The 26,346-nt window shown below is 70.4% G+C and carries 14 protein-coding genes; 10 read left to right on the top strand and 4 right to left on the bottom strand.

The annotated features are described in order from the left end of the window. Positions 1 to 520 precede the first annotated feature (520 nt). The 9 genes from SNE206_RS20600 to SNE206_RS20560 all read left to right on the top strand — a co-directional run bounded on the left by SNE206_RS20600 (position 521) and on the right by SNE206_RS20560 (position 15,961). Complete coding sequence (locus SNE206_RS20600; protein WP_407914906.1) at positions 521 to 4,786, top strand: LamG-like jellyroll fold domain-containing protein; 4,266 nt, start codon at positions 521 to 523, stop codon at positions 4,784 to 4,786. A gap of 237 nt (positions 4,787 to 5,023) precedes the next feature. After that, entirely contained in the window at positions 5,024 to 11,914 is a 6,891-nt protein-coding gene (locus SNE206_RS20595; RefSeq protein WP_407914905.1) for a polymorphic toxin-type HINT domain-containing protein, read from the top strand. A 76-nt stretch (positions 11,915 to 11,990) separates the two neighbouring features. Then, positions 11,991 to 12,449 carry a hypothetical protein gene (locus tag SNE206_RS20590; protein WP_407914904.1) on the top strand — a complete coding sequence of 153 codons (459 nt, stop codon included), beginning with the start codon at positions 11,991 to 11,993 and terminating at the stop codon, positions 12,447 to 12,449. A gap of 760 nt (positions 12,450 to 13,209) precedes the next feature. Further along, positions 13,210 to 13,611, top strand: coding sequence for a helix-turn-helix domain-containing protein (locus SNE206_RS20585; RefSeq protein WP_407914903.1), 402 nt, complete (start codon positions 13,210 to 13,212; stop codon positions 13,609 to 13,611). A 12-nt stretch (positions 13,612 to 13,623) separates the two neighbouring features. After that, complete coding sequence (locus tag SNE206_RS20580) at positions 13,624 to 13,863, top strand: hypothetical protein (protein WP_407914902.1); 240 nt, start codon at positions 13,624 to 13,626, stop codon at positions 13,861 to 13,863. A 42-nt stretch (positions 13,864 to 13,905) separates the two neighbouring features. Further along, on the top strand, positions 13,906 to 14,457 hold the full coding sequence (locus tag SNE206_RS20575) for a hypothetical protein (protein WP_407914901.1): 552 nt from the start codon (positions 13,906 to 13,908) through the stop codon (positions 14,455 to 14,457). A gap of 173 nt (positions 14,458 to 14,630) precedes the next feature. Then, positions 14,631 to 14,999, top strand: a complete 369-nt coding sequence (locus SNE206_RS20570; protein WP_407914900.1) for a hypothetical protein — start codon at positions 14,631 to 14,633, stop codon at positions 14,997 to 14,999. Then, the gene (locus SNE206_RS20565) at positions 14,999 to 15,250 is read left to right on the top strand and encodes a hypothetical protein (protein WP_407914899.1); all 252 of its coding nucleotides are present in this window, start codon (positions 14,999 to 15,001) and stop codon (positions 15,248 to 15,250) included. Before SNE206_RS20570 ends, SNE206_RS20565 begins: the two co-directional genes overlap by 1 nt. 168 nt (positions 15,251 to 15,418) lie before the next feature. Further along, a complete protein-coding gene (locus tag SNE206_RS20560) occupies positions 15,419 to 15,961 on the top strand; it encodes a hypothetical protein (protein WP_407914898.1) in 543 nt (180 codons plus the stop codon). A 1,420-nt stretch (positions 15,962 to 17,381) separates the two neighbouring features. Here the strand turns inward: SNE206_RS20560 and SNE206_RS20555 are convergent. The 4 genes from SNE206_RS20555 to SNE206_RS20540 form a co-directional block, all read right to left on the bottom strand. Next, positions 17,382 to 18,998, bottom strand: coding sequence for an MFS transporter (locus tag SNE206_RS20555; RefSeq protein WP_407914897.1), 1,617 nt, complete (start codon positions 18,996 to 18,998; stop codon positions 17,382 to 17,384). Positions 18,999 to 19,159: 161 nt separating this feature from the next. Continuing rightward, a complete protein-coding gene (locus tag SNE206_RS20550; protein ID WP_407914896.1) occupies positions 19,160 to 22,234 on the bottom strand; it encodes a hypothetical protein in 3,075 nt (1,024 codons plus the stop codon). Continuing rightward, positions 22,234 to 24,093 (bottom strand): HSP90 family protein, encoded by a 1,860-nt coding sequence (locus SNE206_RS20545; protein WP_407914895.1) that lies wholly within the window; start codon positions 24,091 to 24,093, stop codon positions 22,234 to 22,236. The genes SNE206_RS20550 and SNE206_RS20545 overlap by 1 nt, the downstream gene beginning before the upstream one ends. Positions 24,094 to 24,157: 64 nt before the next feature. Further along, complete coding sequence (locus tag SNE206_RS20540) at positions 24,158 to 25,168, bottom strand: hypothetical protein (protein ID WP_407914894.1); 1,011 nt, start codon at positions 25,166 to 25,168, stop codon at positions 24,158 to 24,160. Positions 25,169 to 26,020: 852 nt separating this feature from the next. Here SNE206_RS20540 and SNE206_RS20535 point away from each other — a divergent pair. After that, positions 26,021 to 26,344, top strand: coding sequence for a phosphopantetheine-binding protein (locus SNE206_RS20535; RefSeq protein WP_407914893.1), 324 nt, complete (start codon positions 26,021 to 26,023; stop codon positions 26,342 to 26,344). Positions 26,345 to 26,346 lie beyond the last annotated feature (2 nt).

Raw genomic sequence — 26,346 nt, 5'->3', positions numbered from 1 at the left:
ACTGACGGACCGCCGCCCGGCCCGACCCGGCCCCACTGACGTTCGACGCCCGGTGGCAGGCCGCCGACGGGGCGCGGCCGGACTGTCACGGCGAGGGCAGAGACCCGCTGAGTGCAGGTTCCTCGGGTGGTCTCCGCCCGGGACGACAGCAGTGTGATATGCGGCACATCGCTTGGGTCATCTGGTCCTGATTGCTCCCTCCTTGGTCGCATGCGTCTGGTTACGGAGCGTCAAAACATGCTGGTCAGACGAATTTTGTCGTTGACTGCCCATGTGTGCGTACCCGAGGCTTCGCAGTCGAATCTCCAAGCGTGAGTGAGTGCCGTTCATGGGGTCTGAAAGTGACCACGGCCGGTGGGGGTGGACCGCGGGGCGCCGAGCGCTCGCGGTATGCCTGTCCGCCGGTCTGATAGCAAGTGCCGGGGCGGCGGGTGCTGTTCCGGCTGCAGCCGCCGGAGACGCGCGAACCGTTGACGTGCCCGCCTCGGGGTCGTCGTCGGCCAAGCCGTCGACAGGGACCGTGGAGAGCATCGCGGTCGCGGAGGCGAAGCGGACCGGGAAACCGGTCGACGTGCCGTCGATGCGTACGGATTCGGTCGACGTCGTCGCACAGCCCGACGGCCGCCTGAAGTCGACCGTCTACGCGCAGCCGCAGCGGGTACGCCGCGCCGGCGGGTGGGTGGACATCGACCCGGCGCTGCAGAAACGGGCGGACGGCACCGTCGCCCCGAAAGCCGCGGTTGCCGACGTGACGTTCTCCGGAGGCGGCAGCAGCGCACCACTGGTGCGCATGACATCCGCCGGAAAATCGCTGAGCCTGTCCTGGCCCCAGCCGCTGCCCGAGCCGGTCATCGACGGCGCGACGGCGGAGTACCGCGCAATCCTGCCCGACGTCGACCTGAAGCTGACCGCGACCCGTACCGGCTTCACCCAGGTCTTCGTCGTCCACACCCCCGAGGCAGCCAAGAACCCCGCCCTGGACGCGCTGCGTCTGGGGATGAAGGGCGACGGCCTGCGGATCGAGGAGGCCGCCGACGGCTCCCTGTCGGCTGTGGACACGGGGGCCGGCGGTACGGTCTTCGAGGCGCCGGTGCCGGTGATGTGGGACTCCACCACAACCGCGCCCCCGGCAACCGGGGCCACCGCTCCGGCCGCATCCGTCGCGGCGTCCGCCTCCGGTGCGCCGTCGGTGTCGCCGTCCACCGACGGTGCGAAGGCAGCGGGCCGCTCCGCGGCGACCGCCGTACCGGCCGTTTCCGCCGCTGCTGCTTCCGCAACCGCTGCGCCCGCTGCGGGTACGCGAGTGGCGAGGATTGCAGTCGACTTTCCCGCTGCGCAGGACCAGCTCGTGCTGACACCGGACCAGGCGATGCTGGACGATCCGACGACGGTGTTCCCGGTGATGATCGACCCGGCGTGGGACACCCCGCACGCTGCCGCCTGGGCAGGTGTGTCGAAGTACTACCCGACGCAGGCGTACCCCCGCTTCACCTACAACTCGGACGAGGTGCACGACTGGGGTGTCGGCTACTGCGGTGACACCACCCGGTGCCAGCCCACTGATGTGAAGCGGGCGTTCTTCCAGTTCCCGACAGGGCAGTTTGTCGGAAAGCAAATCCTCAAGGCGACGTTCGGCGCGTACGAGAGCTGGTCGTACAGCTGCCAGAAGACGCCGGTGGAGCTGTGGAACACCGGCTACTTCGGCAACAAACTGACGTGGAACTCGCAGAACAACTCGACGTTCTGGAGCCGGTACCTGCAGACGATCACCGATGCGAAGGGCTGGAGCGGTCCGGGTAGTTCCTGCAGTGCGGGCGGTTGGCTGGAGTTCGGCGGGGAATCCTCGGACGCCGTGCGCACGCTGGTGCAGGACGGTGCGAACTGGGGGTGGCAGAGTTCCGCGTTCGGGCTGAGGGCATCCAACGAGAGCGATCTGAACGGCTGGAAGAAGTTCACCGACGGCGCCTACCTTCAGGTGTACTACAACCTGCCGCCCCGTCAGCCCGCCAACACCGACCTGTCCATGCAGCCGGGTTCGGTGTGCTCGGGTACGGCGGTGCAGGTGCAGACGGTGCCGCAACTGACCGCAGTGCTGAAGGACCCGGACGGCGAGGCGATCGGGGCGCAGTTCGCGCTCGGCTGGGACGACGGCACCGGCTGGAAGCGCCGCTGGTGGAACACCGGCACCGAGGCGACCGTTCCGGCGTCGAACACGTTCAAGGCGTCGGGGTCGCTCTTCAACCTGACACCACCCGCGAACACCCCGACCGACCGGTCCTTCACCTGGGAGGCACGGGCCTGGGACGGCGCGGCCTGGGGCCCGTGGAACTCCGACGGCAGCCCGACCGCCTGCTACGTTCGGGTCGACGCCTCGATCCCGACAGGGCCAGGCGTCACCTCCAGCACGTATCCGATCAGCACGTCCGCCGGATCGGTCCCGCCCGTCGACGGCGTGGGCCGCTACGGCACCTTCACCATCGACGCGGTGGAGACCAACGTCGTGAAGTACCAGTGGGGCCTGGACACCGCCGCGTCCGCGGCCCACGAGGTGGCCACGACCGCCGGCGCCCCGCAGACGATCAGCATCCTCATGGACAAGCCCGGCCCGCATCTGCTGTCGGTGCGGGCGATCAGCGGCGCGGGCGTGTCGTCCCAGCTGGAGACGTACTACTTCAACGTGCTGAACGGGCAGGGCCAGCGGGACGGCTGGGCCATGGACGAAGCCGCCGGCAACACGACCCTCGCAGGTGGTAGCAACAGCGCCACCGCAACCCTCGGCAGCACAGTCACTGCGGGTGCGGCAGGCCATGTCGGCCAGGCCCTGACATTCAACGGCGCTGCTTCGACCGGCTACGCCCAGACCGACTCGGCTGTCCTCAACACGTCCATGAGCTACACGGTCTCGGCATGGGTGCGCCCGGACACTGCGGCGACCACTCGCGTCGCAGTCAGCCAGAACGGCGCCGACTTCTTCTCGTTCACCCTCGGGATCGGCATGGTCGGCACCGACCCGCGCTGGTCCTTCAAGGTTCAGAGCGACAGCGCGGGCCTGGATTCGACCAGCACCTACGTCGTCTCCACCGCTACCGCGGCGAGCGGACAGTGGACCCACCTCGCCGGGGTCTACGACAAGGCATCCAACACGATCCGGCTGTACGTCAACGGCACATCCGCAGGCTCGGCCGTCGTCCCGTCCTCCGTCTGGGACGGCCACGCCACTCTTCAGATCGGGCGTGACCGCTGGAACAAGCTGTGGGCTGCTCCGTGGTCCGGTTCCATCGACGAAGTCACGATGTGGGACCGCGCACTGAGCCCGGCAGACATCACCAAGGTCGCCACCGACCAGCCGCTGACCACCGGAGTGCCGGCCAAGAGCGTATGGCACCTGGACGAGGCAGCCGGTGCCACCTCGGTGTCGGCCGCCCCGGAGACCGACACCCTCACGTTGAACGGCGGAGCCCAGGCCGGCATCGCCACCGGTGTCAGCGGCAGCGCCGTCACGTTCGACGGCACGGACGACACCGCCCGCACCACCCGCCCTGCTGTCGACGCGACGAAGAGCTTCTCCGTGGCGGCATGGGTTCGCCTGCCGGCGATCACCAACGGTTCGACGACCGCCCGTGTGGTGCTCAACCAGACCGGCCTGCACAAAAGCGAGTTGTCCCTCTACTACTCGGCATATGCGAAGAAGTGGGTCTTCGGCCGTTACAAGGAGGACTCGACCGGCGCCACCCTGATCAGCGCCAACCAGGCGGCCTGCACCGCTCCCGTCGGTACCACGCCGTGCTTCGGTGCCACCGACGGCCAGTGGACCCACCTCGTCGGGGTCTCGGACGCAGTCGCACAGAAGATCAGCCTCTACGTCAACGGCTACCTGGCCGGTGAGACCGGCTACACGCAGACCACCCCGTGGCCGACCCCGGGACCGCTCCAACTGGGTGCCGCTTCCCGTGAAGGCGCCGACGAACAGTTCTTCGGCGGTGACATCGACGACGTCCGCGTCTGGGACCGCGTCATCACCACCCCGGAGGTCGGCGACCTCGTCAACAGCACCCCCCAGCTGCTGGGCCGGTGGAAGCTCGCCACCGCCACCGGAAACCCGCTCGCCTCGCCGAACGAGATCACCGGAGGTACCGCCACGGTCCTCGGCGGCAGCGCCGAAGCCAACACGTCGGGCGGTGTGATGGGCGGCGGGAGCCTGACGCTCGACGGCACCACCGCGTTCGCGGAGAACACCCCCACCCTGCTCCACCCGGACCGCAGTTTCAGCCTGTCCGTGTGGGCGGCCACCGCGGGTGCTCCCGGGCGGGACATGACGGTCCTGTCCGTACCCGGCGCGTACGGCGGTTCGGTGACGCTGCGCTGGCACTACCTCGGAGACGATCCCGGTACGGGCGCGCACCTGGGTGAGTGGCAGGCGTCGGTGCGGTCCACCGACACGGCAGGGGCCGCCCAGACCACCATCACGCACGTCCCGGACAGTGAGTGGGGGCTGTGGTCGCACCTGGGACTGGTCTACGACGGCCTCGCCGGGAGCCTTGCGCTCTACGTCAACGGCGACCTGGACCGGCCAGGCTGCGAGACCAGCAACCTGTCCTGCGCCGGCCGAAGCCTGTCGCTCTCCTCGTACCGGCCGTTCGACGCGGCCGGCAGCGGCCTGCAGTTCGGCCGTACCGGGGCACCCGGCGCCTGGGGGGAGTACTTCTCCGGAGAACTCGCCGACGTCCGCGTCTACCAGGGTGTTCTGACCGGCGAGCAGGTCAGCGCCCTGTCGACGTCGTTCTGACCAGTACCCGGCGTCCGGTCTGACCGCGGCTCCACACGGGCCGGGCAGCGATCGCTGCCCGGCCTGCTTCCCCCTGTGCTCCGCCCGCGCCGCAACGGCGAGGGCGACAGTCTTCCGGGCCCCACCGCTGTGGCGCCCGACCGACAGCGCTCCTGTACGTGGGGCGCCTACCTGAGGAACATGTCCATGATGAACAACAGGGCTGCCTGGCGGCGGTCCCGGCCGAGGACGGCTGCCGTGGTGGCAGCCGTCCTGGTCGGGTCTCTGCTGCCCACGCTCCCGATGGCCGTGGCTGCGACCGCGGCCGACTCCGCGAAACCCGCCTCTCCGTCACCGGGCAAGCCGGTCAGGGTCAGCGACGCCAAGGTCAAGGCCCGCAAGCCCGACACCACGGTCAGCAAGCCGGAGGCCAAGCACACCTCCTGGCCCAAGGCCGCCACCGCGAAGGTCACCGCACCGGTCGGCAAGCCGGTCAGGGCCGGCGATCTCCCCGTCACCCTCACCGCGACGGGTGGCAGCACCACGGCATCCGCCGACGTCAAGATCCTCGACCAGGAAACGGCCCGCAAGGCCGGCATCTCCGGCGTCCTGCTCACCGTTGCCGCTCCTGGCGCTCCTGCCGGCACGAGCGCCAGGGTCGCCGTCGACTACTCCGGCTTCGCCCAGGCCGTCGGCGCCGGGTTCGGCGCGCGCCTGCACCTGGTACAGCTGCCGACGTGCGCACTGACCACACCCGAGAAGCCCGAGTGCCGGGTGCAGACGCAGCTCGACGGCGGCAACGACACCGAGCACCAGGCCGTCACCGCCGATGCCGTGCCGTTGACCGCACCTGCCGCTCCGGTGGGGCAGCTGCGTGTGCAGTCCGCGTCGGGCGGGGTGACGGTGCTCGCGGCGACCGCAGGCGATGCGGGTCCGACGGGCGACTACAAGGCGACGCCGCTGTCGGCGGCCTCCACATGGTCGACGTCGCTGAACAGCGGCTCGTTCACGTGGTCCTACGACATGCCGCTCACCTCGATGCCCGGCGGCCTGACCCCGAAGGTCGGTCTCGCGTACGACTCGGGCAGTGTCGACGGCCGCACGTCGAACTCCAACAACCAGGGGTCCTGGGCCGGCGACGGCTTCACGCTGGACTCGGGCTCCGTGGAACGCTCCTACAAGGCGTGCGCGGACGACGGTGCACCGAAGACCAACGGCTCCGACCCCGGTGACCAGTGCTGGGCGACGGACAACGCGACGATCTCCTTCGCCGGACACGCCGGTGAGCTGATCCCCGTCTCGGCGGACGAGTGGCGGATCAAGGGCGACGACAACACCAAGGTCGTCCGGGTGCGGGACACCGGCCGCGGCAACGGCGACAACGACGGCGAGTACTTCAAGGCCACCACCCCCGACGGCACCAGCTACTTCTTCGGCTACAACCGGCTGACGAACTGGACCTCGGGCAAGGCGGAGACGAAGTCCGTCTACACGGTGCCGGTGTTCGGCAACAATGCCGGCGAACCCTGCTACAACGCCGCCGGGTTCGGCTCCTCGTGGTGCCAGCAGGGCTGGCGGTGGAACCTCGACCTGGTCGTCGACGCCCACGGCAACGACATCACGTACTGGTACACCCCGGAGACCAACAACTACGGGCGCAACCTCAAGGCCACCGATCGCACCCCCTACGTGCGCGGCGGACGCCTGGACCACATCGAGTACGGCCAGCGCCAGAGCGACCTCTACTCCGCGACGGTCAAGCCGATGGCGAAGGTGGAGTTCAAGACCGCCGAGCGCTGCCTGGAGACCACCGCAGCGCTGTGCGACGCGGCAAGCATCGACACCAACAGGCAGTACTGGTACGACACTCCGTGGGACCAGAACTGCAAGGACAACACCGACTGCACCGGTGTGCTCAGCCCCTCGTTCTTCACCCGCACCCGCCTGACCCAGGTCGTGGCCTCCACCCTGCAGGGCGACGGCACGTACAAGGGCATGGACACCTGGGACCTGACCCACAAGTGGGGTACGGCCGACTTCGACTACCAGCTGCTGCTGGACACCATCCTGCACACCGGAACCGCCACCACCCCCACCGCTGCTCTCCCGAAGACCACGCTGGCCTACAAGCAGCTGATCAACCGGATGGACCGCACCGGTGACGGCCGCCTGCCGTTCATCAAGCAGCGGCTGGGCACCGTCACCGACGAGCTCGGCGGGCAGATCGACGTCAACTACTCCGCCGCGGCCTGCAACGAGAACAGCCTGCCCACGCCGCAGACGAACGTGACGCGCTGCTTCCCGCAGCAGTACCAGCCGAACAACGACACCCCGGTGACCACCGAGTGGTTCAACAAGTACGTGGTCGAGTCGGTGATCGGCACCGACCGCACCGGCCACGCCCCCGACATGGTCACCCACTACACCTACCTCGGTGATGCGGCCTGGCACTTCGACGACCTGGACGGCATCACCAAGGAGAAACTGAAGACCTGGTCCCAGTGGCGCGGCTACGCCCACGTGAAGGTCGAGACCGGCGGCACCACCGCCATGTCCACGCAGACCGACCACTGGTTCCTGCGCGGCATGGACGGTGACCTCACCAGCCCGACCGACAAGACGCAGAAGCGCACCGTCACCGTCCCCGACGGCCAGGGCACCACGCTCACCGACGACCAGGCGTGGGCAGGGTTCGAGTACCGCACCGAGCAGTACGACAAGCCCGCCGGCAAGATCCTCACCAAGGCGGTCAACACGCCGTGGAAGAAGACCACCGCCACCAGGGTCCGCGACTGGGGCACCACCACCGCAAACCTCACCGGCACCCAGGTCACCAGGGCGTTCACCTCCCTCGACCAAGGCGTCGGTGCGGCGTGGCGCGAGACACGAACGAATACGACGTTCGACGCCTACGGCCGGGCCACCCAGAGCGAGGACCTCGGTGACACCGCGGTGGCTGCCGACAACCGGTGCACCCGCACGACCTACGCCGACAACGCCACCGCCTGGATCCTCGTCGGTGCGATCCGCACCGAGACCGTCGCCGCGGACTGCGCCACGACCGTCGATCGCGTGACGAAGGCCGACGGCACCTCCGCCGTCCTCACCGACAACCGGATCCGCTTCGACGGCCAGGCCTACGGCAGCGCCCCCACCAAGGGCGACATCACCGTCACCGGAGCCCTCAAGAGCCGCACCTCGGCCACCGCCACCTACCTCGACAACACCAGCACGTTCGACGTGTACGGCCGTGTGCTGTCCACCACCGAACTCGCGAACAGCACCGCCGTCGACAACACCACCGGCACCAGCACCAGCACCGCGCTGCCCGAGGCCCGCACCACCACCACCGTCTACACCCCCGCCTCCGGTCGTCCGACACAGTCGGTGATCACCTCACCGCCCGCCAAGGCCACCGACAGTACGACCACCCAGGTCACGACGGACACCTTCGACCTGTTGCGGGGCCAGACGGTCACCGCCACCGACGCCAACACGAAGAGAACCGACAGCACGTACGACGCGCTCGGCCGGGTTCTGAAGGTCTGGCTGCCCGACCAGTCCAGTTCCAGCGGCAATGTTCCCAACTACGAGTACGCCTACACTCTGGCCGACCAGCAGATCACCGCCGTCTCCACGAAGACGCTCGCGAACGACAAGTCGCAGGAGACCTCCTACACCCTCTACGACAGCTTCGGACGCACCCGGCAGACCCAGGGCCCGGGTGACAGCGGCGGACGCCTGATCGCCGACACGTTCTACGACGAGCGCGGCCAGACCGTCCTCGCCTACGCCCCCTACTACGCCACCGGGGCGCCCTCCAAGACCCTGCAGGACGCCGCAGGCGTCGAAACCCAGACCCGCAGCGAGTACGACGGCCTGGGACGCGTTACCAAGTCCACCGTCCTGACGGGCAGCGGCACCCCGCTGGCCACCACGACGACGGAGTACGGCGGCGACCGCGTCACCGTCACTCCGCCCGCCGGCGCGACACCGACCACCACGATCAGCGATGCGGCCGGACGCACCACGGAGTTGAGGCAGTACAAGGCCTCGCCGCCCGGGGCCGGCACCGCCTACGACACCACCAGCTACAGCTACGACCCGGCCGGCCACATGACCGGCCTCACCGGCCCCGGCGGCGCGGAGTGGACCTGGCTGTACGACCAGCTCGGCCGCCAGACCAAGGCCGTCGACCCCGACACCGGCACCGGCATCAAGGCTTACAACACCCGGGGCGAGGTCACCTCGACGACCGACGGGCGCGGCAAGACGATCGCGACCGTCTACGACAACCTCGGCCGTTCCCTGGAGACCCGTGACGGTTCCCCGACCGGGCCGCTGCTGACCTCCCGCACCTGGGACCCGACCGGCTACAAGGGCCAACTCGCCTCCACCAGCCGCTTCACCACGGTCGGCGGCACCGCCTACGAGTACAAGACCGCCTACTCCGTTTTCGACCCGCTCTACCGCCCCCGCAAGATCAGCTACACCGTCCCGTCCGTTCCGAACGGGCAGCAGAACCTCGCCGGCACCTACGACTCCATCACCACCTACAACACGGACGGAACGACCAAGTCCGCCTCCTACCCGGCCGCCGGCAACCTCGCCGCCGAGACCGTCAACTTCACCTACGACCTGTTCCACCGGCCGATCAAGGCCTCCGGCCTGAACACCTACCTCACCGGCCAGATCTACGACCACGTCGGCAAGCCCCTGCAGGCCACCCTGTCCAACGGCACGGCGAACAAGCTGGTCTACGTCACCAACGACTACGAGGCCGGCACCCAGCGGCTGAAGACGGCCACCACCTCCGCCAACGCGACGACCGTCCTCCGTCAGGCCGGCTACACCTACGACCAGGCCGGCAACATCACCTCGCTGACCGACACCAGTGCCTCCGGCACCGACCGGCAGTGCTACCAGTACGACTACCTTGCCCGCGTCACCGACGCGTTCACGCCCACCGCCGACACCTGCCCGGCCACGCCCACCGGCGCGGCCCTCGGCGGCCCGGCCGCGTACTGGACCAGCTGGACCTACAACACCGACGGCACCCGCGCCACCGAGACCCGGCACAACCCCGCCGGCAACACCGCGCAGGACGCCACCAGCACCTACACCTACCCCCAGCCCCACCGGCTCGGAGACACCTCCACCGTCACCGGCGCCCTCGGCAGCCCCGTCTCCGAGACCTACGCCTACGACCTCGCGGGCAACACCACCGACCGCCACCTCAAGCCCGCCGCCAACCAGTCCAGCGACCAGAAGCTCACCTGGGACGCCGAGAACCACCTCACCCAGGTCGCCGACACCGTCAAGACCACCAGCGGCAGCACCACCACGACCAACCGCACCACCGACTACCTCTACGACGCCGACGGCAACCGCCTCCTCGCCCACAACCTCGACACCGCCGCCCCCACCGCCGAGAACTGGACCCTCTACCTCGGCGGCACCGAGCTCAAGCTCACCAAGGGCATGGCCAAGCCCGCCGCCACCCGCTACTACCCCCTCGGCGCGGCCACGGCCGTCCGCACCGACGACAACACCCTGACCTTCCAGACCGGCGACCACCACGGCACCGCCGAACTCAACATCAACGCCACCACCGGCGCCGTCGACCAGCGCCGCACCACCCCCTTCGGCAGCACACGCGGCACCCCGCCCACCGGCTGGGCCGGCGCCCACGGCTTCCTCGGCGGCACCACCGAACCCACCGGACTCACCCACCTCGGAGCCCGCGACTACGACCCCACGACCGGCCGCTTCATCTCGGTCGACCCCGTCCTGGCCGCAGCCGACCCGCAGTCCCTCGCCGGCTACACCTACAGCAACAACAACCCCCTGGCCTACAGCGATCCGAGCGGCCTCAGGCTGGCACCGGTCGACGGCGGAGGCGGCACCGGATGCGAAGGCGCATCCTGCACCATGCAGTACCTGCCGCAGGAGGAACTTCCCACCGACGGCAAGTACACCGAGGTCTATCCCGGAATCGTCATCCGCAACAGCCACCACCTGTTTAAGAAGATCCGCACCGCGCTCTACAAGGCGATCGAAGCGGATTGCGATGGTTGGATCCACGGGTTCGGGTGCCTGGACGTCACGGCCTACAACACCATGTCGGACGAGGGCCGCACTGTCACCCAGTCCATCCTTGCCCGGGACCTCTTCCTCGGCTGCGTCGATGCCGACAGCTGTGACTCCAGGATGCTCGCTGGTGCGATCATCGCCGGCAGCAATATCAATGACATGTTCGGTGACTTGCCGTCCGGCCGCTACGACAAACTCATGGGTAAGAAGCCGGGCGCCGAGCCCACGACCAACCCCAAGACCTGCAAGAACAGCTTCCCCGCCGGCACTCTTGTCCTCGAAGCCGACGGCTCGATGGTGCCGATCGAACAGTTGGCAGTCGGCGACGAGATCACCGCAACCGACCCTGAGACCGGCGAGACCGGACCCCGCAAGGTCGACGCAACCATCGCGACGCCTGACGACCGCCAGTTCACCACCCTCACCATCCGGACTGCCGACGGCGCAACAAGTTCTCTGACAGCAACCGATCACCACCCGTTCTGGTCGGAGAACCGGCGCCAATGGCTCGATGCTGCGGATCTGGTGGCGGGCGACTCACTGCGGACCAGTGACGGAGCGACAGTCACCATCGCCAAGGCCGACCACTGGGCAGGGCTGCAGGCCGCCTTCAACCTGACTGTCCGAGACCTCCACACGTACTATGTGCTGGCGGGGGCCACCCCGGTGCTCGTCCACAACTGCGGAGATATCGACAAGGACTACGACGTCGCGGGCGGGCACGCAAAGGATCATGTGGGTCTGACGGATCAGGACCTGAAAGACAGGGCGCCCACCCTCAAGGGCGGCAAAGCATCGAGCCTGACGCCAGGAACTGCCCAGGCAAGCATCGACTCCGTTCTTTCCGGTGTAAATCTCAACGCCTGGGCTGCCAAGAACTCTCATGGAGCCGAAAGGACGCTCACCGGACGGTTCAGTAGCCCCATTGGTCGGGTAGCCGACAGCGCTGGAAACGTCTCAGATGCGTATAATCTGCAGCTCCTCATCAGGCGCGTGAATAAGGGAACTGACGGCCACAAGGGGACATGGATCGTACATACAGTCATGGCCTGGTAGGCGCGCCACTCGGCGCGTGAGACGCTGGCCCATCCCGAGTGGGCCAGCGTCGCAATTTTTATAGGAGGTATCTCAAGTGATGCATGCTCAGAAAGTCGTAGTCAGCACCCTGGCAAGCCTGGGGAAACTCCACGAAGAACTTACTGAATTCTCCCGCAGGATTCTTCGTGAATATAATTTCGGCAGTGACGTTGAATTGGTTCATCAAATTCTTGTTGAGCCGCTTGGGGAATCGGTAAGGTTTTCTTCTTTGCATCGATTCACCGTTTCGGTCGGCCTTGATTTCGCAGACCACAAGGAGATCGAAATCACTGCAGGAATCCTCATTGAAGAATCCTCGTGCGCGGCATCTGTTGAAATTAGAGCCGACCTCGGCGAGGCAGTTGGAGAGCTTGGTGAACGGAGACTCACTCTGCATGAGGAAACGGTTGACGGCATTGAACTGGGCGCGGCTATCGGATTTCTTGGGAGGGCTGTGAGGGATCTAGGCAACTTGGCAGATCCTCTTGAGTCCCTGGCGGAACGCTACGTCTAGCGCGTCCAAGCTGTGAACCCCTTCCGTAGGGGCAGGCTCGTCGTCTGACGGCTACGGCTGACGGCCTTATTCGCGGATGATCTTCCACCCGGCGTTGGATCGCTTTCGATGTCGGCCTCGTCGGTGTCTTCTCAGCGGGTCGGCTGAGGAGACACCGACGCTCCTCAGATGTTGGCAGGCGATGGCCCATGAGGCTGAGCCGTCCAGAGTTTCTTTACTTGATCAAGGCGGCCCGCTGTCGCGGGCCGCGCGCGCTCCGGCCCGGCGGGGCCGCCGCCCGCTCCTGTCTCCGCCCCGCTCAGCGGCACCCCCGCCCGTCCGGGCGCGCAACACCAGCGAGAGCAGCGCAGTCCGCAAGTCTCTACGTCACCCCTTGCCCTCCCTCCGAGGGACCGGGGGCCGAGCACTGGTGCGGCACCGTCGTGGTGAATGGTCGTGGGTCGCGAGTCGTGCCCCTCGTCGGCCGGTCCCCGGAGGCGTACCAGGAACCCCCGGGGACCGCCAAGGCTGAGCGCAAGCGTCACGGCGTGAGCCTTGGCGGCCCCCGGAGAACCCTGGTCCGGCGAAGCTGCCCGACCAACGAGGGACCCGTCCCGCTCAGGCTCGCAGCCTGCCGGTGACACCGGCCCCGCGCCGCTCCAGTCAACCGCGTGCCCGACGCTGCGCGTGGCGGTGGGTCACTGTCTCGGGTGGGTATCTGCCTGGAGAGCCCGGTCAGTTCGCCCACCAGGCGTACCGTGGCGCTGGAGGTGGTGAGCAGATGACGATGGAACTCGCGGACAACGTACGGAAGTACCGGCGCCGCGCCGGGATGAGCCAGGAGGAACTCGCTCACGCGGCGGGCCTGTCTCCGGCGACCGTGCGGAAGGTCGAGCAGGGCGGAACGGTCCGCATGGAGACGCTTCACGCTCTGGCCCGCGCTCTGGGCATCCCTACAGCGGCACTCGTCGCGTCCGACGCACCGGAGCCCGCGGGACGGGCGGAGGAGCCGAACCGGCTCAACCTCATCCAGCTTCGCGCCGCGCTCACCCCGGCGGTCGGGCTCGTGGACCAGGACGCCCAGGCCGTGGGCGAGGAACCGAACCTGCGCGCCTACGCGCGAACGGTTCGAGACGCGCGGGTGCTGTACTTCTCCGACAGCTACAAGAGCGTCGCCGCCTAACTGCCCGGCCTGTTGCGGGACGCCGCGCGGGCCGTCGCCCACTACGACAGCGGCGAAGAGCACCGGCAAGCTCTGCTCGCCCGCGCCGAGGCGTTGCGCCTGGCCGGCACGTACCTCACGCAGGTGAGGCAGTACGACATCGCCTACACGGCCCTGCGAGGCGCCATCGCGGACGCGCGGGAGGCCGGGGACCTGCTCGCGGCCGGCTCCGGAGTCGGCTGCATGTGCTGGCTGCTGGTGCGGCAAGGCTGACTGGAGGAGGCGGAACGGATCGCCGCCCAGAGCATGGGCGTCGTGGAGCCGAAGATCACCGGCGCCGAGCCCGACCACTACGCGGTGCGGGGCGGTCTGGCCATGGAGGCCGCAGCCGCTGCGGCACGCAACAACCGCCCGGACGAGGCCAAGGAGTACCGCCAGGCAGCGCGGGTCGCGGCAACCGCCGTCGGCACGGCGCACCGCAACGTCTCCCGGCACTGGTCCGTCTTCGGACCGGTGACCGCCGCGATCAAGGCACTCGAAGACTCCATAGTCGTCGGGGACGCCCGCGCGGTGGTGCGCAAGGCGGGCGAAGAGGTCGAGCTGTCGCCGAAGGCGTGGAAGCGACTGGGCAGGCCCAGCACGAACGACGGGAATCGCTTCACCCTGGACATGGCGCGCGCCCATACGCGAACCGGTGACCTTTCGGCTGCCATGGACGAGCTGACCCGCGCTCGTGAAGCCGCTCCCGAGTGGCTGAGGCACCAGAACTCGGCGGCCGAGACCATGCAGGAGATCCTGAGCAAGCGCAAGCGCACGCTGACCAGCGACATGCGCGAGATGGCCGGCTACCTGGGTGTCGTCGGATAGCTGCTACGTAGCGTGGCAGTTCGCGGACCCTGCGTTGCGATCTGCGCAGCTGGGCCCGTGGATTGACTTGTAGTCAGGTCGCTACGGTCGCCGTGTCCTGTTCCAGCGACCGAGGCCGGAGATCCACTACGGGCATACCGAGGAGCGACGCGGACCGTCTGCGTCGCAGGGAGTTGCACGAAGCGGCGTCGGGCATGGCGGGGCCCCGCCTGCTGCCATGGACCACCGAGGACGGACGCCCCTGCTACCTGAGCACCGACGGCAAGGGCTACATCTCGACGCTCGCCGACGGCATCGAAACCGTGCAGCTCTGCATGGGTCAGGAGCTGCTGGAATACGCCCGGGGCATCCTGGCCCCTGGAGCCAAGGCGCAGTTGGCCATTGAGTACCGCTGGCTCGCCTGCCGGCTGAGCGAGGCCCTGTTGGACGCGCTCAGGGTTGCCGAGTCGCGCGGAGAACGCATCCCGGTGCCGCAGGAGGAGGCGGCCGAGGAGAGTGAACCTGCCAGCGTCGGCCCCCTCAGCGGGCGGGGGGAAGGCTGATGGGCAAGACCACCCGCTACCGCTTCCGCGAGTACCACGTGACCACCGTGACCGACCCCATGGCGCTGCCGACCTTCAAGGCGATCTGCGTCACCGGCGAAGAACGGGACTGCGCTGCCGCCTCTGGTGAGCTGCACACCCCCGAGGAGCTGACGCGCTGGATCGCCGGACACTGCGCGCAGACCGGCCACCAGTCGTACGAGCAAACCATGCGCACCGTCGTCCACGCTGAGCCCGGAGCCTGGCAGTAGGATCACGCGCGCGGCCGACGACAGCACAACTGGTCTACACCTCTGACGGCAGCAGCGACGGCAACAACCACGGACGACAGCGCACATCCACGGACACCGACGGACCGTCAAATCACCGCCGACCTGCGAAAAAGCAGGTGGAGAGGGGCCGCATAGCACACGTACTATGTGCTGGCGGGTGGGACGCCTGTCCTCGTTCACAACAGCACCTGTGGAATCGGGCGCGATCTGGTCCCTGAGGATCGAATCGATCACATCCTCAACGGGCACCGGCACGGCGGCGAAACAGGAAATTCTCACTCCCCTGAAGGGTGGAGCAATGATGACACCCTTGACGCCATCGCCGACGTGACCACCAGCCCAAACAGTACGTACACATGGAAGACTGGCTCTGCAAATTATGCAGAGAGAACCCTGAAAACAAAAAAGGGCGATCCGGCCATTCAAGAAATCTTCGGAGAAGTTCGCGGCGTGCGAATAGAGGTGCGATACGAGCCTCTTACCGGCAGGATTCTTACTGGATTCCCCACATCAAAGTATGGCGCACTTGCGATGGAGAAATATGAGCGCGTGATGTCTGCAATCACACGACTCCTCGAAGATTCCCCCCTTACCTCACAGGAGGTAATCGACGACGTGTATCACCTGATGAGCACAGGAGGGGAGGGGCTGGCTTTTCATACCATGTGTTCGTGGATTTACGAGGATTAACTGCCCATTACGTCCGCGTACTACCAGCGGCTGGTAGCTGCCGCTCAAGAGCTCGGTGAGTCCAATTCTGTGGACAGACTCGATGAACTCATCACCGATTGAGAAGGGCGGCAATATTCCATCGCAGAAATTCCACAGGTGAAATAGATCATCGGGCGGTGCGGCACGGAAACGAATAAATCGGGATTCCTGGCCATCGACCCGAATTGGGAAGCTTGAGGGTGAGCTTATCCGCGTCGTTCAATCCGGCCGCTCCGTCTGGCCCCATGGCTCTTGCTTCAGCGGGCCCGGAGCCGCCTGAGGTCACGAAACCCTAGCCATGGAGGCGTATGGTGCTCCCTGGCACTGGAGGCAGCGTTCTCCACATTGGCGAATTCGGCTCTGCTGGATAGCAGCAGAAAGGTTGAAGCCACCCGCCAGGTGCAATTGTTTTCTAGGGGTCACTGCAACACGTGGCTGGTTTGATCAGGCAACGAACAGTTTATGCAGACGCTCGGCTGGGTTTTCCCAGCCGAGCGTCTTGCATGGTCGGCCGTTGAATTCGGCAGCGAGGGCGGCCGGGTGCTCCACTCCGTCGACTCTCAGATCGATGCCCTTGGGGAAGTACTGCCGCAGCAGGCCGTTCGTATCCTCGTCCGAGTCGCATTGCCAGGGGCTGGCTGGGTCGCGGAATTAGACCCGGATGTCGGTGGCCATGGTGAACGCGCTGTGTGCGGCCATCTCTGCGCCCTGGTCCCAGGGCCAGCCAGCGCACCAGGCATACGAGCGGGGCCTGGACAATTTCCATCAGGGCATCACGGACTTTTTCGGCAATGCGGCCGTGGGGCATGGGCAGAAGCATCACGTAGCGAGCGGCGCGTTCGACCAGGGTGCCGGTCGCGGAGGCGCCGTCCTTGTCGATAATCAGGCCTCCCTCCCAGCAGCCGGGCACCGCCTGGCCCTCGACCTCAGCGGAACATTCGCTGAGAACATGAGCATCGGAGTGGCGAAACGTGGCTGGCGTTGCTGGGTCTTACGGCGCGGTGTGCGGCGGGCCCGACCCGTCCGCAGGACGGCGGCAAGCTCCCGGCGCAGTTCTCCGCGTCCTTGGACGTGGAGGGCCTGGTAGACCATCTCGTGGACCACGGGCGTCTCCGGCCGCTTGGGAAACCGTGCGCGCAGAGCCTGGCAGATCCACTCCGGGCTCCACTTCACGTCCAGACGGTCTTGGACGAAGTCCCGCAGCTTCAGGCTATCGGCAATCTTCCCTGTCTTCGGCCGGGGCCGTCGGGCACCGGCCCGGGCCTGTGCAGCGTGGGGGTGGTAACGGCCGCGCCCCCGGATGACAGTTGCTCCGGATCTCCCAGCTGATCGAAGGACTACGGCCCAGCTCGGTCACAATCGCGCGGATCGTCGCCTTCTCCGACGGACCCCCTCGCCCTCAGGAGGTGGTGGAGCCGGGCTGGGTGGCGGGGATGCGTCCGGTGAAGAACAGCGAGACGGTCGCGGCCAGCGCGAGGATCGCCAGCGCGGCCCGCAGGCCGTCCAGGCGGGCCGCGGCGTTGGCGTCGAGCGCGGCCGCGGAGACCTCCGGCGGGACTCCGGCGTCGTCGAGCGCGGTGGTGAGCTGGGCGTCCGACAGGAACGGCACGCCGCTCGCCAGCTGGACCGTCGCCTTGTCCGTGACCTCCGGCGGGACGTCCGGGTTGTTCCCGATGCCGGTCAGGAAGGAGGTCGTCAGTGCGGCGATCATGAGCGACCCGGCGAGTGCCGTCCCGATGGAGGAACCGAGGTTGGTGACGGCGTTCTGCACCCCGCCGACCTCCCCGCTCTGCTCGTCCGGAACGGCGGAGACGGTGACCGCCCCGAGCTGCGAGGCCAGGGCGCCCATGCCGAGCCCGATGAGGAGCAGCGGCACGGTGGTGATCTCGGCGCCCGCGTCCGCGTCGAGCGCCGCGAGCAGCACGACGGCGCCCGCGAGCAGCGCGACGACGCCGCACCGCACCACCCGCCGCGGCGAGACGTCCGGCAGCAGGCGGGGGATCAGCACCGCGGCGGCCAGCAGGGTCAGCGAGAGCGGCAGGATCCGCACGCCCGTGGCGAGGGCGGAGAGGCCGAGCGCGACCGACAGGTAGAGCGGGACGACGAAGAACACGCCCATCTGCACGAGGTACTGGAAGAAGAACATCGTCAGGCCGCCGGTGAGCTGCCGGTTGTGCAGGAGAGCGGGGTCGACCAACGGCTCCCGGCCGCTCCGCGCCAGCCGTGCCTCCCAGCGGAGGAAGACCCAGACGAGCAGCAGACCGGCCAGCATCAGCCAGACGACGAGCGAGATCCCCAGCCAGGACGGGGTGTCCGCCTTGGGGATGAACCAGCCCCACTCCGCGGAGCGCAGCACGCCGTAGACGAAGATGCCGAGGCCCAGCGCGGAGAGCGCGGCGCCGGTGAGGTCGAGCCGGGAGCGGGCGCCGGCGGGGGCGTCCGCGATGCGGCGGGCGACGAGCAGGATGGCGAGGACCACCAGGACCTCGCCGGCGAACACCCAGCGCCAGGAGAAGTACGTGGTCGCGACGCCGCCGATCAGCGGGCCGAGCGCGATCGCCACGGCGCCCGCGGCGGCGACCAGCCCGTACGCGGCGGGGCGGCGCTCCGCGGGGAAGTTCCCGGCGACCAGCGCCACGATGGCGGGCAGGATGAGCGCCGCCCCGATGCCCTCCAGGAAGGACCAGCCGAGGAGGAGGACGGGCAGGTTCGGTGCGAGGGCCGTCGTCAGGGAGCCGCAGCCGTACACGGCGCAGCCGATCATGAAGGCGCGCCGGCGGCCGATCAGCACGCCGACCTTGCCGCCGGGGATCATGAACATCGCCATGACGAGCGTGTACGCGGTGATCGCGCCCTGGATGCCGGTGACGGTCGTGCCGACGTCGTCGGCGACCGTCGCGATCGCGACGTTCATGACCGAGCTGTCGAGTGCCATCAGGAACTGCCCGGCAGCGAGGGTCGCCAGCACCAGGCCGGCAGCCGCGGCCCCGGCAGGAGTGCCCGTTCTGGATGCCATGGCCGCATCGTCCCAACGGCCCTGCGCGGCGGGTGCCCGACCCGCCCCGGGGGTCACCCGTTCGGCTCCCGGGGCCGGGAACGCCCGCCCGCGCCGAGCCGCCCGCCGCCGACCCGCGGCGGAGCGGGGCGGGGCAGGGCGGACGGCAGGCGGGCGCCGGGTCAGTCCGCCTGCGCGGCCAGGCGGTCGTGCACGGCGGTGAGGATCCCGACGACGTCGGCGAGGTCGGGCCGCCCGGAGCAGCGCCGGATCGCGGCGGTGAGCCGTGCCCGCGCGTCGGCGGTGCGGCCGAGCGTGCCGCCCTCGACGAGGGCGGCCACCCGGACGGCCTCGGCGCGGGGGCGTTCGCCCTCCGGGCCGCCCGTCCCGTAGGCGGCGATCGCGCGCTCGGCCCGGGCGAGCGACTCCTCGTGCCGCTCGGCGACGGCGTAGGCCCGGGCCCGCTCGTAGTGGGCGGCGCCGATCAGGTACCAGGAGGTGACGGGCTCGCCTGCGGCCTCTGCGCGCTCGCGGAGGGTGTCGGCCTCCGCCAGGCGTTCCAGGGCCGCGTCGAGCCCGGCGGGGCCTTCGGCCTCCATGGTGAGCCGGGCGGTCTCGCGCAGCATCGCGGCGACCTGGTCGGTCCGGGGTGCCCGGTCGTGCGCGGCGAGGGTGCGGAGGCGGGCGGCGTGGGCGGCCTCCCAGCTGCCGGCCTCGGCGAGGGCGACGGTCGCCTCGCAGGCGACCATCGTGTGGGTGTCCCGGTCGTCCTCCCAGCCGGCCGTGACGTCGGCGAGCCGGAGGAACTCCTCGGCCGCCTCGCGGTGTTCGCCCAGGCCGGAGAGGCCGCGGGCGAGGTTCAGCCGGGCCTGGGCGGCGAGCCGCACGGGGAGGTCCGCCCCGGCACCGGAGCCGAGCACCGACTCCAGCACCGCGACGGCGTCCGCCGGCTGTCCGGTCCGGTCGAGCACGTCGGCGAGTTCGAGCCGGGCACCGGCCGCGTCCACGGTCCTGCCGGCCCGGTCGAAGCGGGCGGCGGCCTCGGACAGGGCCCGGACGGCGCCGCCGTGGTCACCGGTGTCGGCGGACACGTGGCCGAGCATCACGTACGTCGCCGCGACGGGGAACGAGTCGTCGGCCCACCGGGCGCTCTCGGCCAGGGCGCGGTGCAGCAGCGGCACCGCGTCGGCGCTCTTGCCCTGGACGGCCTTGACCTGGCCGAGCAGTCCGAGGACGCGCGGGGCGCGCCAGGGGCGGCCGGCGGCGTCCACCAGGTCGAGGGCGCGCTGCAGGTCGGCCTCGGCCTGCTCGAACCGGCCGTGGCGGGCGGCCAGGTCGCCGCTGAACTGGAGGGCGGCGGCGACCCGGTGGAGGTGGCCGTAGCCCTCGGCGGCCTCCCGGTAGGCGGCGACCTCGGTGTCGAACCGCCGGACGGCGTCCTCGAACCGCTCGGCCGTGGCCGCGGCCGCCGACCCGTCGGCGGGCGGGGTGGGCGGGGCCGCCGGGGCGGGCGCGTCGCCCTCGGCCGGGGTGCCGGGGCCGGTGTGGGAGTCGGAGTCGGTGTGGGAGTCGGGGTCGGTGTCGGGCTGGGCCGCCACCGCGTCGTGGTGGGCGGCGAAGGCGCGGGCCTGCCGGAGGGTCAGGTGGTCGTCGGGCTCCAGCAGGCCTGCGGCCAGCAGGTCGCCGGCCTGCTGGAGGTGCGCGTCCAGCACCGTCCAGTCCGCCGTGACCCCGCTGCCCTCCGCGCTGCGGTGGCCGAGGGCGGAGACGTCGGCGCGTGCCCGCGCGCCGAGGGCCCGCCCGGGCAGCCCCTCGGCGTCGAAGAGTTCGGCGGCGGTGCGCAGGGCCGCCTGCACGGCCGACACGTCGGCGTCGTCAGGTGCGTCCACGGCTTCGCGTTCGGCGAGTTCGGCGCGGAGCAGGCGTTCGCTGCCCGCCTCGGCGGTGTGGTCGCCGGCGGCCGTCCGCTCGGCGATCCGCTGCCACAGCGCCGTGGCGTCGGGGTGGGTCTGCCGGGCGAGTTCGCGGGCCCGCCCGACGAGGGCGGTGAAGTCCTCCGGTACGGGCTCCGCGGGGGTGCGGCGGGCCGTCGCGGCCGTGGGGGCCGGGCTGCCGGGCTCGGCGGGTACGGTGCCGGCCGCGGCCGTGACGGCGGTGGCGCGGACGCCGAGCGCGAGGGGCTCGTCGAGCAGCGGCCGCCGGGCGAGGCGTTCGCGTCGGCGCGCGCCGACGGCGTCGCTGCCGTTGCGGACGTCGAAGCGGGCGGCCAGGGCGTCGGCCTCGGCGGCGACGTGCGCGAGCAGGGTGTCGGCCGTCCAGGTGGTGCCGGGCGGGCCGCCGACGGCGAGGCCGCCGTGGCCGAGCTCGCCGAGCCGGGCGGCGAGCACCTGCACGCCGGTCAGGAACTGCAGGCGGGCGAGCAGGTCGCCCTGCCCGTCGAAGAGGTCGCGGTTCTCGGCGAGGATCTCCAGGCCGCGCGGCTCGTTGCCGGAGAGCGCGCAGAACTCCAGGTGGAGGCCGATCTGGGTGGCGGTGCTGCTCTTGCCGCGGGCCCAGCGGTAGCCGGTGAGGTGGGCGGAGCGCGCCTCGTCGGTGCGGCCCCGGCGGAGCAGCGGCAGCAGGGCGTGGGCCTGGCTGGTGTACGGCTCCTCGCTGCACGGGCTGCGGCCGTCGAGGACGGGCTGCCAGACGGCCAGGGCCCGGGCGTCGTCACCGGCGCGGACGTGGTGCAGGGCGGTGGCGCGGATCTCGCAGGCCGTGCAGTCGCTGAGGCGGCTGCGCGGGCGGGTCGCCCACAGGTCGAAGGCGTCGTCGGTGCCGAGGCCGGTGTGCGCGGCGAGGTGGTGGCGCTGCGCGTAGTACGGCTGCAGGTCGAACTCGGCGGCGAGGTAGCGGTCGCGCATCTCGGTGTGCCAGCGGCGCACCGCGTCGAGGGGAACGTCGGGGGTGCTGCGGAGCGCGGCGGCGACCCACTTGAAGCGCCAGTGGACCTGCAGGCGTGCCCAGTCGCCGAACGCCTCGGGGTGGGTGTCCCAGAGCCTGAGCAGGCGGGCGAAGACGACGGGCGCCTTGCGGGGCTCGCCGTCGTACTCGTAGGCCTCCATCAGCTCCAGCAGCGCCGACGCGGACAGCTCCGGGTCGTCGAACTGCTCGGCCGCGTCGACGAGTTCCTCGGCGGTGACGGTCCGCGTCCGGCCGTAGGGGCGGGCGTCGTTGTCCCGCAGGGCCTGCTGGACGGCTTCCTTGGTGTCGAGCATTACACGTCCTTCCGCGGGGCGTCCGGCTCGTGGCCGAGCATGGCGTGGTCGAGCAGGCTGATGAACGACCGGTTGAGCAGGGCGCTCTCGGCCGCGCGCAGCGGGCGGCGGGTGAGCAGCACCGCCTGGCCGTAGAGCGCCTCGACGGCGGTCACCACCAGCTCCCGGTGGGTGATGGACGCGGCCCGCCGCACCAGCGGGTTGAGGTGGTTGAGGACGAGCTGGGCGCGCGGCACCTCGGAGCGCAGCGAGCCGAGGATGTCGGCCCAGAGGCCGTCGGCCTCGTCGGCGAGCCGGGCCCGGGTGCGTTCGTGGCGCGCCTCCCGGTTGTCGAGCAGCAGGGCGGGGGCGCTGGTGGGGTGGAAGCTGCGGAGGGCCACGTCGCAGTCGAAGCGGCCGACGACCTCGCGGGCGACGGTGAGGAAGGCGGCGGCGGCGAGTTCGGCGGCGGGGTCGACGGTGTCGAGGTGGGCGGTGACGGTGCCGGGGTCGAGGTCGGCGACGGAGCTGCCAGGACGGATCTCGGGCAGCCGGTGGACGAGGTCGCGGTCGTAGGTGTAGCCGCCGTTGACGACGCCGAGGCCGGCGGCGCCCGCGATCGGGGCGACCTGGCGGAACTCCTCCACCGTGCGGGCGACCAGGATCACGGGGTGGGAGCGGGCGAACTCGTCGAGGGTGACGTTGCCGTCGGTGGTCTCGAACGGCAGCCACGGGAGCAGCATGCGCAGCAGCTCGTCGTCGTGGCGGGCGAGGGCCTTCACCGCGAGGTGGTGCACGCCGAGGAAGCGGTGGAGCAGGGCGGGGTCGCTGGCGGAGAGGCCGGTGAGCCAGTCGCGGACGCGGGCGCCGAGGGCGTCGCGCACGGCGGCGAGGGTCTCGTCGGCGTACAGGCCCTCGCGGGAGGCGGTGGGCCGCAGGCCGTCCGTGTCGACGACGCAGCGCACGAAGAACGCCCAGTCGGGGAGGAGTTCGTCGGCCTGCTCGGAGAGCAGCATGCCCTTGAGGTGCACGCGGTGCCCGGCGCGGCGGGACGGCGGGGCGGCGTCCGGCAGGACGTACGCGACACCGCGCAGGCCGACCAGCGGGAGGTCGAGCTCGATGCTGTCCAGCGGGGTGAAGGAGAAGGCCGCGCGGCAGTGCGCGGTGAAGGCGTCGCGGCGGGCCTGCGGGGAGGCGTGCCGTTCGGCCCACGGCGGGGTGGCGTTGATGCGGGTGCGGGTGCCGCGCGGGTCGACCACGGTGACCTCGTGGCGGAGCATGCTGCCGTAGTTGCGGGCGAGTTCGAGCACGCGGCCGGGGGCCGTCCACTCGGCGGCGTCGGCGCGGGGCGTCAGCCGCACGGTGGTGCCGGGCTCGGGCTTCGCGGCGGACGGCAGGGTGGTGATGGTGTAGCTGCCGTCGGAGCGGCCTCGCCACTCGACGACGGGCGCGTCGGCGGCGGCCGCGGAGCGGGTGACGACGGTGATCTCGTCGGCGACGACGAAGCAGGCGAGCAGGCCGATGCCGAACTGCCCGATGAAGTCGCCGCGGGCGGCGGCGAGTCCGGTGCCGTCGAGGCCGCCGTCGGCGTCGCGCTTGGAGCTGCGGCCGATGGTGGCGAGGAAGGTGTGGACGTCGGCCTCGGTGAGGCCCACGCCGGTGTCGGTGACGGTGAGCCCGTCGTCGGTGTGGACGGTGATGGCGGCGGGCGCGCCGGGGTCGAGGGCGTGGCGGGCGGAGATCGCGTCCACGGCGTTCTGCAGGAGTTCGCGCAGGTAGACGCGGGGGCTGGAGTAGAGGTGGTGGGAGAGGAGGTCGACCAGGCCGCGCAGGTCGACCTGGAAGGTGTGGGCGCTCGGAGTGCGCTCGGTTTCGGACACCGTGGGTTCTTTCGCGACGGAGGGGTGCGGGGCCGGGGGTGCGGCGCCGGGGAGGGTGCGCGGGTCAGCGTGCGCAGGCCCGGCGGGCGGCGCGGTACGCCTTCACCGGGTCGTTGTCGAGGTAGTGCCACGGCGACTCGGTGACGGTGCCGTCGAGTTCACGGAAGAGCAGGTCGGCGGCCTTCGGCTGCCCGGAGAGGTGGAACACCATCGCGAAGGTGTTGAGGGCGGACTTCCAGCCGCGCGGCCGCGCGTAGGCGGGGTGGCGGATCGAACGGTCGGCGGCCTCGTGCAGTTCGTCGCGGACGTCCTGACGGAGGATGTACGCCCGGTCGTCGCCGGGGTCGAGGTCGAGCCAGTGCTCCAGGTGTGCGAGCGCGACGAGTTCGCCCAGCGGGCTGCCCTCGGGGGCGGAGAGCATCGCCGTCCGGGCGAAGTCGTGCATCTCCTCGTGCGAGCCGCCCCACTTGGCGCACACCTGCTGGAGCCGCTGCCGGTGCGAGCCCAGGTGGTCCGGGCGGCGGCGGAGCGCGGCCTCGAAGCGGTACCGGCCGATGTCGGCGCCGAGCGAGGCGCCCCGGGCGCTGATCTGCAGGAAGTACCAGGGGGCGAGCCACTGCGGTTCCCGCTCGGCCACCTCGTACAGCTGCGCCTCGGCGGTCTCCAGCCGCTCGTGGAAGGTCTTCCACTGCTCCTCGGAGACGTGCACGGCCCGGGCGCTGGTGCGGGCCTCCCAGGCCCAGGCGATCTGCCGGGCGCCGGAGAGGAGCAGCGGCAGGGCGGAGTCCGGCTCGGCGGCGACGGCGGCGGGTGCCCACGCCTCGATGCCGGGGGTCTCGGAGACGACGGCGAGCATCCAGGTGAGGTCGGCGGCGTCCTCGACACCTGTCAGCCCGTCCCGCAGGGCCGCCCAGTCGCCGGCCGCGGCGGCGGCGCGGAGGGCGGAGAGTTCCGCGTCGCCGCACGCCGGGTCGGCCACCAGCGTGTCGTGGGCGGGCCGGCCGCGGAGGAGTCCGCGCAGACCGGCGGGACCGTCCGCGGTCTCGCGGTCGTCGCGGCGGCGGAAGAGCGGCATGCGGGCCCCCAGGATGTCGGTGCGTCAGCCGGCCTTTCGACGGCCGTTCGAACGCAGTACATATCACGGGGAGCGGGGTGGTGCGCTCGGCACCCCCGGGTGTTCGTGTGCCGAACGCCGCTGCTGGGGGCGGTCCGTGGCGGTCCGTGGCGGTCTGCGGGGTGCCCGGACCCGCGTCGGCGGGCCCGGCCGGACGGGCTTCGGCCGGACGGGCTTCGGCCGGACGGCGGCCCGGCGCGGTTCCCGGCGGGTTCGGCGGCGGCGCGCGGGGAGCTCGCGATGCGGTCCGGCCGGGAGAGCCGCAGGCAGTGCTCGAACGGCGTGCGGCCCGGGTCGGTGTGCGGGGTGGTCGGTGTGCGGGACGGCGGCCGTGCGGGGCGGTGGCCGTGCGGGCAGTCGTCGCGCGGGGCGGTGGCCGTGCGGGTGGTCGTGAACCCGTGCCGGACCGCGCTGCTGCGCCCGGCGGGCGCACCGGTGCGGCGACCGCACCGCCGCCACCCGCCATGGGCATGCCGAACTTCCCAGGTGGTGCGGCCGGACGGGCTGCTCCCGATCCATTGACACCGCCCGGACCCACTGCTGAAATGGCGTCGCCCGATGGGACGGGAGCGGCGGTCCACCACCACGTGGGAGCGCTCCCACAGCTGGCGGGCACCACCCGCGCGCCGTCCGCCGACCTCGGCGCACCCACCCCTCACCGCCCGGCCCCCGCCGGCGCCCGACGCTGCCCTGCACGTCCCGCGCCGCGGAGGGGCCGCGCCGCCGTACCTGCACAGGGAGAACAGCCATGCACGCCTTGCCCGCCCGCGGCAGCGCCGCCACCTCCGGAGACGCGTCGCCGGGAGCGAGACGGTGAGCGCCACCGAGGAGGGCGTCGCCCGCATCTGGGCGGAGTCCGTCGGAGCGGCGCCGGCCACCCAGAGCACCGACTTCTTCGACGCGGGCGGCACCTCGCTGGCGCTGGTGCACTTCCTCGCCGGCGTGCACGACGCGTACGGCGTCGAGCTGCCGCTGGACCGGCTGTTCACCGAGGGCTTCACCGTCGCCGGGGCTGCGGCAGCGGTCGAGCAGCTGCTGGTGGAGGGCGTCAGTCAGGACGAACTCGACTCACTGGCAGCCGAGTTGGACGGCCTCAGCGACGACGAGATCCGCGCCCTGCTGGCCGAGGGGGCGTAACC

The sequence above is a fragment of the Kitasatospora sp. NE20-6 genome, assembly GCF_045862635.1.
This window is presented reverse-complemented; position numbering and strand designations above follow the sequence as displayed.